We start from the raw sequence: 12,289 nt of genomic DNA, 5'->3' as shown, positions 1-12,289 counted from the left end.
GGCCTTCTTTTCGGGGGGGCAGGGCAGGCGGGGACCATCCTGCCGCTTGCGAGCATCAATACCTAATGATAGGTATATAGAAAATGCGGCCCGGCCGCGACAATAATCCCTCCCCCCGACATTGGAGAAGACGCGCCATGAGCGACAGGATCGTGCGGATCGGCGGAGCCTCGGGCTTCTGGGGCGACAGCGCCGTGGGTGCGCCGCAGCTGGTCCGCCGGGCCGATATCGACTATCTGGTTTTCGACTATCTGGCCGAGCTGACCATGTCGATTCTGGCCTCGATGCGGGCGAAATCGCCGGACCAGGGTTATGCCACCGACTTCGTCGAGGTGGCGATGCGGGCGGTGATCAAGGATGTCGCGGCCAGGAAAATCAAGGTGTTGAGCAATGCCGGCGGGGTCAATCCGCGGGCCTGCGCTGCCGCATTGACCAGGCTTGCCGACGAGGCCGGGGTCAGTCTGAAGATCGCGATCGTGGAAGGCGATGACCTGCTGGGCAAGCTGGACGAGTTGCGCGCTTCCGGCGTGACCGAGATGTTCACCGGGGCCGCCCTGCCCGAAAAACTGATGAGCGCCAATGCCTATCTGGGCGCCCTGCCGGTGAAGGCGGCGCTGGATGCCGGCGCCGATGTGGTGATCACCGGCCGCTCGGCCGACAGCGCGCTGGCGCTGGGCGCGCTGATGCATGAATTCGACTGGGCGGCCGACGACTACGATCGTCTGGCGGCGGGCAGTCTGGTCGGGCATATCCTGGAATGCGGCTGCCAGGCCACCGGCGGCCTGCATACCGATTGGGATCTGGTGCCCGACTGGGCGGATATCGGCTATCCGATCGCCGAATGCGCGGCCGATGGCAGCTTCGTGGTGACCAAGCCCCAGGGTACCGGCGGGCTGGTGGTGCCGGCGGTGGTGGCCGAACAGATGCTCTACGAAGTGGGCGACCCGGCGGCCTATATGCTGCCGGATGTGATCTGCGACTTCACCGCGGTGACGATGGCGGCGGAGGGGCCTGATCGCGTGCGCGTGCAGGGCACACGCGGTCGCGCGCCGACCGACAGCTACAAGGCCTCGGCCACCTATATGGATGGCTGGCGCGCGGTGGCGCAGCTGACCATCATCGGCATCGATGCCGCCGCCAAGGCGCAGCGCACCGCCGATGCGATCCTGGCCCGGACCCGGGCGATGTTCCGCCAGGCCAATCTGGCCGACTACCGGGCGACCTGCACCGAGATCCTGGGCGCCGAATCGATGTATGGACCGCATGCCCGGGCAGGTGGTGCACGCGAGGTGGTCATGCGGTTGTCGGCAAGCCATGACGACCGCAAGGCGTTGGGCATCTTCGCCCGCGAGATCGCCCCTGCCGGCACTTCGTGGTCGCCCGGCACCACCGGCGCCGGGGGCCGGCCCAAGGCCTCGCCGGTGGTGCGGCTGTTCTCGTTCCTTATGCCGAAACGCGATGTGGCGGTCACCGTCACGCTCGGCGACGAGGTCATGCATGTCCGGATCCCTGTACCCGACATGCCGTCGCAGGATACAGCCGGCGCAGTGGCTGCCGAGCCGGCTGCGGCCACGCCCGGCGAAACGCCCGAACCGACGACGCGGATGCCGCTCTATTCGATCGCCTGGGCCCGATCGGGCGACAAGGGCGACAGTTCGAATATCGGCATCATCGCCCGTGACCCGGATTTCCTGCCCTGGCTGCGCCGGCAGGTCACGCCCGAGAAGGTCCAGGCCTGGTTTGCGCATCTGATGGCTCCGGAGGGCGGGGTCACCCGCTTCGACGTGCCCGGCGTGCATGCCGTGAACTTCCTGCTGACCCGCGCGCTGGGCGGCGGCGGCATGGCATCGATGCGCAACGACCCGCTGGGCAAGGGCTTCGGCCAGATGCTGCTGGACATGGAAATCGACGTTCCAGCCGCCTGGGCGACCCATCCGGCCGTGCGCCGGCGGCCGGCCTGACGGGCCCCTGCCATTCTGGGGCGCCCTGCCGTTCAAGGCGCTGCCGCATGTGGCAACATTATCGGGCTTTGACAGGGAAGGTCCCGATACGGAGCGGCTGGGGGGCATCACGCACCGGCAGGACCGGGGAGAGGCCGGAAACGGCAAAGAGCCAGCCGCGCCGTGGGGGTAAGACCACGACCGGCGGCCCCCCTGCCTGCCGCGGCCGAGGCGGCGTTGTCGCACCACCGTCACTGGCAACTTCCCCGGCGCTCTGCGACACTCGGCGGCGGCCGGCCCGGTGGGGGCGGCGTCGTGCGCCCGGAGATGTGCCGCAGGATGAGATCCACCCATGACCTCGCCGTTCTGGACCAGAGCCAGGGCGGCGGTGCCCTGCCGCATGCGCCGCGGCTGCTGGTGATCGCCAATCCGCTGGCCGGCACCGGGGCAGGGCGGCGGCTGTTGCAGCGGACGCTGGATGTGCTGCGCGCCGAAGGCTGCCGGCTGCTGATCGCCGAGGCCCGCACGCCCGAAGAGATCGCCGCGCTGGCCGGCGGCACCGGGCCTGAAGATGCCGATGCGGTGGTTGCGGCCGGTGGCGACGGCACGATCAATGCCGCCGCCAATGGACTGATGCAGCGGGATTTTCCGCTGCCGCTCGGCGTGCTGGCGGTGGGTACGGCCAATGTCATGGCGCTGGAAATGGGGCTGAAGCGCGCGCCCCGGGCGCTGGCCGCCCCCTTCCTCACCGGCCGGCTGCGGCCGGTGACGCCGATCGAAACGCCGACAGGGCACGCCCTGCTGATGGTCGGCGCCGGCTTCGACGGGGCGGTGGTGGCGACACTGGCGGCGCGGCCGGCGCTCAAATGGCGCTGGGGCAAGCTCGCCTATCTGCCGCCGGTGCTGGACCGGATCCGCCACTATGACTGGCCCGAGATTTCGGTGCGCATCGACGGCGTGCCCCATCGCGCCCATGGCGTGGTGGCGGTGAACGGCCGGCTCTATGGCGGCGCCTTCCGCGCGGTGCCGGAGGGCGACATCACCCGGCCCGGCATGCATGTGGTGCTGCTGGGCGGGCGGGGGGTGGCGGCCCTGTTGCGCCAGGGGGCGGCGCTGGCGGCGGGCCGGCTGGACCGGCTTTCGGATGTGCGCATCCTGCCGGCCCGCGAACTGGTGATCGAGGGGCCCGCCGGCCTCGCCATCCAGGCCGATGGCGACCCGTTGCCGTCAGCGCCGGCGGTGCTGCGCGTGGCCGATCGCAGCCTCAACCTGATCTGGCCGTAACCGACGGTCCACCCGGTCCGCCGCAGGTTGATCGCTTCTGCCGTTGCCCTCTGCAAAAGATGCGAGTAAGTTGCAATTGCATAGGCTGCGACGAAACAGCGCGGCCGGCGTCCGGAACCGACGATGAGCGAGCGGCCGCATGGTAACCCCGCCGACCACCACTGCCGATCGGAAGCTCGAGGTCTACCTGGCCCATCGTGCGGCCCTGGTGGATTATGCCGCCCCCCTGCTCGGCAACCGCGCCTGGGCGGAAGATGCCGTTCAGGAAGCCTGGCTGCGCTTCGTGGGCGCGGGAGAGGCCGAGGGCCGGGGACGCAATCCGATCCTGCATCCCGTCGCCTATCTTTACCGCATCGTGCGCAATATCGCCATGGACTGGGACCGCCACCGCGCGCTCGCCCGCATCACTGATGTCGACGACGACGCGCTCCAGGCCCTGCCGGCCGCCACCCCCACGCCCGAGCAGGAAGCGATCGACCGCGACGAGCTGCGCGTTGTGGCCGAGGCGTTGGACGAGCTGCCCGAACGCACCCGCATCGCCTTTGAAATGCACCGCATGGCCGGCCAGTCCCTGCAGGAGGTCGCAGATCATCTGGGCGTCTCGGTCACCCTGGTGCATCAGATGGTCAGGAAGGCGCTGGTCCATTGTGCACAACGCCTCGATGCGTGCGATTGAACTTGCGTCCGCGCAGTATATGGCTGAAAAAACACGCGGCCGGCCCGTCTGAACGGAGGGAGGGGAGATCACCCGGTCGCCCCAGCAGGCTGAACGCTCCGGACGCCGCAGGACCATGACGGGCCACGCCGAGGAAGATCAAGACGCACCGGTCGATCCGATCCTGGAGACGGCCGTCGACTGGCTGTTGAAGACCAGGGCGTGCCCGCATGACGAGCGGCTGCGCTCGGCTGCCATCGTCTGGCGGGCCGCGCACCCTGCCCATGAACAGGCCTGGCGCCGGGCCGAGCGGGTCTGGAAGCTGACCGGCGCGCTGCCCGGCCGCCCGGCCGCTGCCGCGGCGGATACGCCTGCCCGCGTGGTGCCGCTGCGCCGTCGCCGCAGTCTGGGGCGGATGGTCGCGGTCACCGCCGCCGTGGCGCTCGCGGCCTCGGTCGTCGTCGCCTTGCTGCCGACCATAGAGCTGCATCTTCGGGCCGATTACGTCACCGCCCGCGGTGAACAGCGCCGGATCACGCTCGAAGACGGCACCCTGGTAATCCTCGCGGCCGACAGCGCCATCCGCGTCGCCTATGGCCCGTCCGAGCGCCGGGTGGAACTGATCGGGGGCGACGCCTTCTTCACCGTCGCCGAAGACCGCAGCCGGCCCTTCGCGGTGACCGGCGATGATCTGCGGGTGGTCGATATCGGCACCGCTTTTGCGGTGGGCATCGATCCCGAGGCGCTGGATATCGGCGTCGAAAGCGGCGCGGTCCATGTCGCCTATGCAGGCGCGGTGCCCGAAGGGTCCCCCCGCGATGCCCGCCTGGACCCGGGCGGACGGTTGCATATCGACCGCGCCACCGGCCGGTTCAATCAGGATCGGGTTCAGCCCGCCCAGATCGCTCTCTGGCGCGACGGGCTGCTGGTGGTGGAAAACCAGAGCCTGGGCCATGTGGTGGCAGAGATCCGCCGCCGCTATCCGGGCATGATCGTCGTGCGCGACGAGGCGCTGATGACCCGGCGGGTCACCGGCGTCTACGACCTGCGGAACCCGGAAGCGGCGCTGCGCACGGCCCTGCTGCCGCATGGCGGGCGGGTCTCCACGCTGACCCCCTATGTGCTGATCGTCAGCGGCGCCTGACGGGGACCACGTCCCGGTCGCAAGGGGCCGTCAGCCGCGGATCGCGGTTCGATATGCCGCCGCAAGTGCCGCCACCGCGCGGCCGGCCGGGCCGTCGCGGTCGCGGCTGTACAGCACCACCGGCAACCGTGGCAGCCGGGGCAGGCCCAGTTGCGGGCCGACATCCACCGTGCCCAGCGGCACCATGCGCGGCGACAGCGCCGCGATGCCGACCCCCGCTGCGACCGCGGCTGCAACCGCAGTAACGCCCCCGCCGGTGAAGACCTCCGTCCAGGCGATGCCCGCCTGATCGAGCAGCGCGCCCGCCAGTACCCGCACGCCACAGGGCTCGGGCATGGTCGCCAGCGGCAGGGGTTCCCCCGCGCGATGCCGCCAGCTTCCGGCGGCGAACCAGCCGAACTGTTCTTCGGCAATGGTTTCGCCATCGTCCCGGCCCTCCTGGAAGCGCACGATCGCCGTGTCGATCTCGCGCCGGTCGAAGGCGCGCAGCAGGTCGCCCGAAGATCCGATGCGGATACCGATCGACAGCTGCGGATCCCCGGCCGTCATCCGTGCGATCAGCAGCGGCAGTTCCGGCCCGGCGACATGGTCGCTGATGCCGATGGAAAGATGCCGGCGGCGCGGCGCCACCACCGCACAGGCCCGGTCGTGAGCCGCCAGCAGGGCCCGGGCCTGCTCCAGAAAGGCCAGGCCGCGGGCCGAGAGCTCGACATGCCTTGGCGTGCGTTCAACCAGTCGGCAGCCAAGCCGCTCCTCCAGCCGTTTCAGCTTCAGGCTGATCGCCGATTGGGTCGTGCGCCCCGCTTCGGCGGCACGGGTGAAGCTGCCGTAGTCGGCGATGCGCACGAAGGCCTGGACGGCATCGAGGTCGAGGGGGCGGTCAACCATGCGCTCCTGCCATTTCAGATCCTGATTTCTGATATCAGAATTCATAGGATATCGAAATGATTGGGGTGCGGCTAGCCTCAGGGCCATCACCCCACATGATCAGGAGGCCATCATGCCGCTGGTTCACATCTCGCTGCGTGCCGGCAAGCCCGATGCCTGGCGCCAGGCCATTTTCGACGGCGTCTATCAGGCTTTGCGCGACAGCTTCGACGTGCCCGAGGACGACCAGTTCATGACCATCCACGAGCATACGGCGGCGAATTTCCGCTATGGCGCCCATTGCTTCGGCATCGAGCGCAGCGATGATCTGGTTTTTATCCAGCTGACGGTGAACAACACCCGCACGACGGACCAGAAGCGGGCGCTCTATCGCCGCATGGTCACCCTTCTGGCCGACAATCCCGGGCTGCGGCCCGAGGACGTGTTCATCAATCTGGTCGAGGTCTCGAAGGAGAACTGGTCGACGGGCAAGGGGCTTGCGACCTTCCTGGAACCGCTCTCGTAGCGGGCGGGTAGGGGGCGTCCGTCTGCGGCAGGTGACGGCCTGGCCCCCGGGTTTTGCCCACCCCCCGAGTTTTGCCCAACCCCCCGAGGTCTAGCCGGCCTGCCGGGCCCAATAATCGAAGGTCGCGTTGACGATGACGGGTTTCAGCAGATAGTCGTGCGCCTCGGCGCCAAGCGTCGGGTCGACCGGCGTCAGCGGACCGAAGGCCGCCTGGGCGCGCAGCTGCATCCGGGCGGCCCGTTCCAGATAGACCGCCAGATAGGTCGCTTCCTCGCAGCTGCCGCCTGCGGTCAGATAGCCGTGATGGGCCAGGATGATCGCCCGTTTCGTCCCCAGCGCTTCCGAAATGATCACGCCTTCCTGATCGGCGATCGGCACGCCCGGCCAGTCGGCCAGGAAGGCGCAGTCGTCGTGCAGCGGGGTCATGTCCATCTGCGCGATCACCAGCGGCTGGCGGGCCGCGGCAAGGGCTGCGGCCCAGGGCGAGTGGGTGTGGATGATCGCATTCACATCCGGACGGGCATCATAGACCCAGAGATGAAAGCGGGTGGCGGGGTTGGCCATGCCCTCGCCCGAAAGCGTGTTCAGGTCGCGGTCGACCTCGATGAAATCGGCGGGCGTCGCCTCGTCGAAGCCCAGGCCGAAGCGCAGCGTCCAATAGGCGCCGGGTCGGTCGGATCGCACACTGATCTGCCCGGCCAGCCCGGCCTCCTGGCCGGTCATCGCCAGAATCCGGCAGGAAGTGGCCATGGTCTCGTGCAGGCTGCGGCCGGCAGGGGCCAGATGTCGGGCCATCTCGTCGGTGGCGCGGCGGTCGAAATACGCCTTGTCGCGCAGCGTCTGGTGTGGGGCGGACGGGTTGGTCATGGCGGTTTCCTCCTGCGGTCTGCCGTCGGTCGTGACTGCCGGCGGTCATCGGCCTGCCCAGTCTGCCGGCCACGTGCGGCCCTGCCTATGATCTGCGGCTCATATCAGCCATGCGGTCCGGTCACTGCCTGCGAAGACCACCCCGGAGCGCGACGTCAGCCGCGGCAGAGCCGGACGACCCAGCGGCAGAAGGCGGCGCTCAGCTGCGGGTCCATGCCGCGATCCGACGCATAGGCCTTGTAGACCATGCCGGTCGAAAAGCGGGTCTCGGGCACCGCCGCCAGCAGGCCCTTCTGCAGATAATCCGCCACCACCGTCTCGGGCGCCAGCACCAGCCCCTGGCCGGCCATGGCGGCCGGCAGGGCCATGTAGTGATGGTCGTAGCGCGATCCCATGCGGATATCGCCCTCGCCCAGCCCCCGGGCCGCCAGCCAGGCGGGCAGGATGTCGGGGCGGGAATTGACGATGAACAGCGGCACCGCCGCCAGGGTCGCCAGGGTGATCCGCCGGGCGATCTCGGGGGCCGCGACGCAGACCACCTTTTCCTCGGCGATGGTCCATTCCTGCACAGGGCCGGGCAGGACCAGATCGCGGGTGATCAGCACGTCGAAATCGCCATGCAGTTCCTGAGAGGTGACCGAGGTCAGCACGTCGATCGGCACGTCGCCGTGTTCGCGGCTGAAATCGGCGATCCGCGGGATCAACGTGGTGAAGGCGAAGGTGGGCAGAGAGGTGCGCACCACCAGAGTGCGCCGGCCGCTGCGCCGGCGCCGCATCAGCCGCACCGAAAAGGCGATCTCTTCCAGTGGTGCTGTCACCGCTTCGGCCAGCTGGCGGCCCAGTTCGGTCAGCACCACATTGCGGCCCTGCCGTTCCAGCAGCGCTGCGCCCATATGGGCTTCGAGCAGGGCCAGATGCCGGCTGACCGCGCTTTGCGATACCCCGAGCCGGCCAGCCGCCCGCGACACATGAACATCCCGCGCCACCTCGCAGAAGGCGCGCAGGGCGTTCAGCGGGATGTCGTCGTGGTCGATCCCCATGGGTCCTTCCCCCCTGCGTCATCCGCATGCTGCCGCATCCATGCGACGCTTCATAGACCAATCTCATTTCCTGATGAATGTCACGAGATCTTCATCCGTCGCCGCTATTGGGGAGGGCAGGGCACACCCGCAGACGAAAGCTGAGACATGGCCAGAATCGATATCGACGACGTCGTCGTCACCTATGGCGGGCGACCGGTCATCGATGGCCAAAGCATGACAATTCCGGATGGATGCTTCTTTACCATCCTGGGCCCCAGCGGCTGCGGCAAGACCACCTTTCTGCGCCTGATCGCCGGCTTTCTGGCGCCGGCCCGCGGCCGGGTGGCCTTTGCCGGGCGCGACGTCACCCGGCTGCCGGCCCATCGGCGCGATTGCGGCATGGTGTTTCAGGATTACGCCCTGTTCCCCGACCGCAGCGTGTTCGAAAACGTCGCCTACGGGCTCAGGGCCCGCCATGTGCCGGAAAGCGACATCCGCCGCCGGGTCGGCGCCTGTCTGGAGCGGGTGGAACTGGCCGGTTTCGCCGATCGCCTGCCGGCGGCGTTGAGCGGCGGTCAGCGCCAGCGGGTGGCGCTGGCGCGGGCGCTGGTGATCGAGCCCCTGGTTCTGCTGCTCGACGAGCCGCTTTCGGCGCTGGATGCCCGGCTTGCCGCCGGCATGCAGAGCTTCGTGCGCGACATCCAGCGCGATTATGGCGTCACCACCGTCTTCGTGACCCATGATCAGCGTATGGCGCTGACCATGTCGGATCGGGTGGCGCTGCTGCGCGCGGGCGGGGTGGAGCAGATCGCCAGCCCGCGGGAGATCTATCATCGGCCGCGATCGACCTATGCCGCCGATTTCCTGGGGGCCGCCAATCTTCTGGCGGTCGATCCGGACGGGATCCGGGGCGAGGTCGCGCAGTGCCGGCTGAGTGGCGCGCGCCTTGCCGCCCATGCCAATGGCTGCCGCCCGGGCGATGCCGTGCGGCTGTGCATTCGCGAGGAAGAGGCCCGCATCCTGGCCCCCGGCGCGGGCGATCAGGGTGGCGACAACCGCCTGGCCGCGACGGTCACCCGGCTGACTTTCCTGGGCGAGGCCACGCGGGTGGAGCTTCGGCTTCAAGGCGGTGCCGCGCTGCGGCTGATCCAGCCCAACGGGTTCGGCGCCACGGCGCCCGAGCCGGGCAGCGCGGTGACGGTGGAAATCTCGCCCGGCTGCTGTCTGGTGCGGGAGGTCTGATCGATGCGCGGGCTTCCGGTCTGGACCGTCGCCAAACTCGCCTGTCTGGCGGTGCTGGCGGCCTTCGTCGCCGTGCCGCTGTTCCGGCTTTTCGCCCTCAGCCTGCAGGGGCCCGAGGGCTGGAGCCTGGAGGGTTACCGGCGCTTCTTCGCCACCCCGGCCCTGGTCGATGCGCTGGTCAATACCGTGGCGCTCGGGCTTGCGACCGCGCTGGGTGCCCTGCTGCTGGGCCTGCCGCTCGCCTTCGCCGTCGCCCGGCTGCGTCTGCCCTGCCGCGGGCTGCTGGCCCTGGCGCCGCTCGCCACCTTCGTTCTGCCCGACATCATCGTCACCCAGTCCTGGCTGATGGTCTTCGGCAATAACGGGCTGGTGACCAATCTGCTGAACGACCGCTTCGGCATCGCTCTGCCGGGGTTCTACGGCTGGACCGGGCTGGTCTTCGTGATGGTCCTGCAGCATTACGGCTATGTCTATCTGCTGGTGCTGGCGGCCTTTCGCGGCGTCGACCGGTCTCTGGAAGAGGCGGCGACGGTGCTGGGCTCGGGCCCCGGCCGGGTCTGGCGCACGGTGACCGCGCGGCTGCTGCTGCCGCCCGTCGCCACCGCGGCGCTGATCGTGTTCACGCTTGCGGTCGACAATTTCGGCGTGCCGGTGATCGTGGCCCCGCGGGTGCCGGTGCTGTCGGTGGCCGCCTACAACGCCTTCGTCAGCGAATTCGGCGGCGGCGGCACCATGCAGGCGACCATGTCGGTGGTGCTGGTGGCCCTGGTGGCGCTGGCCCTGATCCTGCAGAAGGGGCTGGCCCGGGGGCGCGGTTATCAGATGGAGGCGGGGCGCGCGCCCGTGCGGATCGACCTGCCGGCGCCGCTTGCCCGGCTGGTCGGCGGCGGGCTTGCCGCCATGGTGCTGCTGTCGCTGCTGCCGGTGGCGGTGGTGGCGATCGGCGCCTTCACCCACAGCATCGGCCCGGTGCTGCATTGGGGGCGGTTCTCGCTCGGCAATTTCGCCAGCCTGGCCTCTTTCGGCGCCGAGGCGATGCGCAATTCCTTCGGTCTCGCGACCCTCGCCTCGATCGCGGGCGTGCTGTTCGGCACGGTGCTGGCCTGGCTGTCGATCAAGAAGCGCTCGGGCCTCACCCATCTGCTCGACTATCTGGGCCTGCTGCCGCTCGCCGTCTCGGGCACGGTGCTGGGCATCGCGCTGATCAATACCTGGAATGGCGGCTGGGTCGCGCTCACCGGCGGCTGGGTCATCATGGCGATCGCCTGTTTCATCCGGCGCATGCCCTATGCCGTCAACACCACCGCCTCGGCGGTCTATCAGATCCGCGATTCGATCGAGGAAGCCTCCATCAGCCTGGGCGTGCCGCCGGGGCGGAGCTTCCTGAAGGTCGTGCTGCCGCTGCTCCGGCCGGCCATGGCCGGCGGGGCGGTCTTCATCTGGGTCACCACGCTTTCCGAGTTGAGCGCGACCATCGTGCTCTACTCGCCCGGGCTCACCACCATGCCGATCCAGATCTATCAGCAGATCGACAGCGGCTATATGGGCCCGGCCTCGGCCTACAGCCTGATCCTGCTTCTCTCCATCTTCCTGCCGCTCTGGCTCGCGACCCGCATCTTCGGGATCCGTGTCTTCGCCACGGACTGACGGTCCGTGCGCGCTGCGGCATGCCCCATCCGCCACCCCATCGACGGAAGCCCGACATGTCACGCCCCACCCTGCTCAAGACGCTTATCCTGGCCGGCACCGCCCTGATCGGCAGCCTGGCCGTCACCAGCCTCCCGGCCGCGGCCGAGACCGCGGTGCTCTATGCCTCCAACAATTCGGCGGCGGTCGATGCCCTGCTGAAGGTGGTGGGCGACGCCGCCCCCGATCTGGAGGTGGAGGTGGTGCGCGGCGCCACCGGCGCCCTGCTGAAGCGCATCGAAGCCGAGGCCGCCGCGCCTGAGGCCGATCTGTTCTGGAGTGCCGGTTTCCCCACGCTCGCCGCCTATGGTGCCGTGCTGGCGCCCTATCACACCAGGGTCGAGCTGCCCGCCGACATGGTCGGCCCCGACGGGCTCTGGACCGGCGCCAATGTCCACGTGATGGTGCTGATGGTCAATGACCGCCGGCTCGACGGCCGGTCGATGCCCGCCGGCTGGGCCGATCTGTTCGATCCGGCCTGGAAGGGCCAGGTGGTGATCGGCGACCCCGCCAATTCCTCGTCGGCCTATGCCCAGATCTACGGCCTGTATCAGCTCTTCGGCCGCGAGGGGCTGGAGAAGCTCGCCCGCAATGTCGTGGTCACGGGCAGCTCGTCCAATGTCTACAAAAGCGTGGCGGCCGGTGAGTTCGCGGCCGGCATCACCATGGAATATTCCGCCGAGGCCTATGTCGCCGGCGGCCAGAGCGAGATCCGCCTGGTCTACCCGGCCGAGGGCACCTTCCTGTCGCCCGAGGGCATGGCGGTGGTGAAGGGCGCGCCGCATCCGCAGGCGGCGCAGCGTCTGCTCGACATCATGGCCTCCGATGCCGCCCAGGCGGCGATCTTTGCAGCCACCTGGCGCCGGCCGGCCAATGACCGGGTCGACGTCACCGCCATCGCCGGCCTGCCGCGGCTGGCGGATCTGACGGTGATCGCGGTCGACCAGGATGCGGCCGCCCGCGACCGTGACCAGGTTCTGGCGATCTGGCAGGAGGTCACGGCGGCCGCCCGCTGACCCGACACCGCTGCCCCGCCGCGGCGTTCTCCGCCGCGGC

General features: G+C 69.2%; 11 protein-coding genes. 8 read left to right on the top strand and 3 right to left on the bottom strand.

The annotated features are described in order from the left end of the window. The first annotated feature begins 137 nt into the window (after positions 1–137). The 4 genes from TMO_RS22560 to TMO_RS22545 all read left to right on the top strand — a co-directional run bounded on the left by TMO_RS22560 (position 138) and on the right by TMO_RS22545 (position 5,023). Positions 138–1,961: an acyclic terpene utilization AtuA family protein gene (locus TMO_RS22560; protein WP_014753120.1), complete on the top strand. Its 1,824-nt coding sequence runs from the start codon at positions 138–140 to the stop codon at positions 1,959–1,961. Between the two features lie 318 nt (positions 1,962–2,279). Continuing rightward, complete coding sequence (locus TMO_RS22555) at positions 2,280–3,224, top strand: diacylglycerol/lipid kinase family protein (protein ID WP_014753119.1); 945 nt, start codon at positions 2,280–2,282, stop codon at positions 3,222–3,224. A gap of 139 nt (positions 3,225–3,363) precedes the next feature. Next, positions 3,364–3,900: a sigma-70 family RNA polymerase sigma factor gene (locus tag TMO_RS22550; RefSeq protein WP_014753118.1), complete on the top strand. Its 537-nt coding sequence runs from the start codon at positions 3,364–3,366 to the stop codon at positions 3,898–3,900. 115 nt (positions 3,901–4,015) lie between these two features. After that, complete coding sequence (locus tag TMO_RS22545) at positions 4,016–5,023, top strand: FecR family protein (RefSeq protein ID WP_014753117.1); 1,008 nt, start codon at positions 4,016–4,018, stop codon at positions 5,021–5,023. A 30-nt stretch (positions 5,024–5,053) separates the two neighbouring features. Here the strand turns inward: TMO_RS22545 and TMO_RS22540 are convergent, their stop codons facing one another. Beyond that, positions 5,054–5,911: a LysR family transcriptional regulator gene (locus TMO_RS22540; protein WP_041607500.1), complete on the bottom strand. Its 858-nt coding sequence runs from the start codon at positions 5,909–5,911 to the stop codon at positions 5,054–5,056. A gap of 112 nt (positions 5,912–6,023) precedes the next feature. On the opposite strand from TMO_RS22540, the gene TMO_RS22535 reads away from it, so the two are divergent. Beyond that, complete coding sequence (locus tag TMO_RS22535) at positions 6,024–6,416, top strand: tautomerase family protein (protein WP_014753115.1); 393 nt, start codon at positions 6,024–6,026, stop codon at positions 6,414–6,416. A gap of 90 nt (positions 6,417–6,506) precedes the next feature. On the opposite strand, the gene TMO_RS22530 is transcribed toward TMO_RS22535, so the two are convergent. Both TMO_RS22530 and TMO_RS22525 read right to left on the bottom strand, forming a co-directional pair. Then, positions 6,507–7,283 carry an aldolase gene (locus TMO_RS22530; protein ID WP_014753114.1) on the bottom strand — a complete coding sequence of 259 codons (777 nt, stop codon included), beginning with the start codon at positions 7,281–7,283 and terminating at the stop codon, positions 6,507–6,509. A gap of 155 nt (positions 7,284–7,438) precedes the next feature. Continuing rightward, positions 7,439–8,323, bottom strand: a complete 885-nt coding sequence (locus TMO_RS22525) for a LysR family transcriptional regulator (RefSeq protein ID WP_014753113.1) — start codon at positions 8,321–8,323, stop codon at positions 7,439–7,441. A gap of 147 nt (positions 8,324–8,470) precedes the next feature. On the opposite strand from TMO_RS22525, the gene TMO_RS22520 reads away from it, so the two are divergent. From TMO_RS22520 to TMO_RS22510, 3 genes are read left to right on the top strand one after another with little or no spacing between them, the layout of a single operon-like run. Beyond that, positions 8,471–9,547 carry an ABC transporter ATP-binding protein gene (locus tag TMO_RS22520; protein WP_014753112.1) on the top strand — a complete coding sequence of 359 codons (1,077 nt, stop codon included), beginning with the start codon at positions 8,471–8,473 and terminating at the stop codon, positions 9,545–9,547. Positions 9,548–9,550: 3 nt separating this feature from the next. Then, positions 9,551–11,194 carry an ABC transporter permease gene (locus TMO_RS22515; RefSeq protein WP_014753111.1) on the top strand — a complete coding sequence of 548 codons (1,644 nt, stop codon included), beginning with the start codon at positions 9,551–9,553 and terminating at the stop codon, positions 11,192–11,194. A 56-nt stretch (positions 11,195–11,250) separates the two neighbouring features. After that, positions 11,251–12,249 carry an extracellular solute-binding protein gene (locus TMO_RS22510; protein WP_014753110.1) on the top strand — a complete coding sequence of 333 codons (999 nt, stop codon included), beginning with the start codon at positions 11,251–11,253 and terminating at the stop codon, positions 12,247–12,249. Positions 12,250–12,289: the final 40 nt, after the last annotated feature.

The organism is Tistrella mobilis KA081020-065 (assembly GCF_000264455.2).
Classification (GTDB): Bacteria; Pseudomonadota; Alphaproteobacteria; order Tistrellales; family Tistrellaceae; genus Tistrella; species Tistrella mobilis.
Note: the sequence above shows the minus strand (reverse complement) of the source record. Positions and strands in the feature narration are given on the sequence as shown.

What these genes read in the sequence shown, in the direction of transcription:
- TMO_RS22560 (WP_014753120.1), top strand. Translation starts at nt 138, where the DNA reads ATGAGCGACAGGATCGTGCGGATCGGCGGAGCCTCGGGCTTCTGGGGC.
- TMO_RS22555 (WP_014753119.1), top strand. Translation starts at nt 2,280, where the DNA reads ATGAGATCCACCCATGACCTCGCCGTTCTGGACCAGAGCCAGGGCGGC.
- TMO_RS22550 (WP_014753118.1), top strand. Translation starts at nt 3,364, where the DNA reads ATGGTAACCCCGCCGACCACCACTGCCGATCGGAAGCTCGAGGTCTAC.
- TMO_RS22545 (WP_014753117.1), top strand. Translation starts at nt 4,016, where the DNA reads ATGACGGGCCACGCCGAGGAAGATCAAGACGCACCGGTCGATCCGATC.
- TMO_RS22540 (WP_041607500.1), bottom strand. Translation starts at nt 5,911, where the DNA reads ATGGTTGACCGCCCCCTCGACCTCGATGCCGTCCAGGCCTTCGTGCGC.
- TMO_RS22535 (WP_014753115.1), top strand. Translation starts at nt 6,024, where the DNA reads ATGCCGCTGGTTCACATCTCGCTGCGTGCCGGCAAGCCCGATGCCTGG.
- TMO_RS22530 (WP_014753114.1), bottom strand. Translation starts at nt 7,283, where the DNA reads ATGACCAACCCGTCCGCCCCACACCAGACGCTGCGCGACAAGGCGTAT.
- TMO_RS22525 (WP_014753113.1), bottom strand. Translation starts at nt 8,323, where the DNA reads ATGGGGATCGACCACGACGACATCCCGCTGAACGCCCTGCGCGCCTTC.
- TMO_RS22520 (WP_014753112.1), top strand. Translation starts at nt 8,471, where the DNA reads ATGGCCAGAATCGATATCGACGACGTCGTCGTCACCTATGGCGGGCGA.
- TMO_RS22515 (WP_014753111.1), top strand. Translation starts at nt 9,551, where the DNA reads ATGCGCGGGCTTCCGGTCTGGACCGTCGCCAAACTCGCCTGTCTGGCG.
- TMO_RS22510 (WP_014753110.1), top strand. Translation starts at nt 11,251, where the DNA reads ATGTCACGCCCCACCCTGCTCAAGACGCTTATCCTGGCCGGCACCGCC.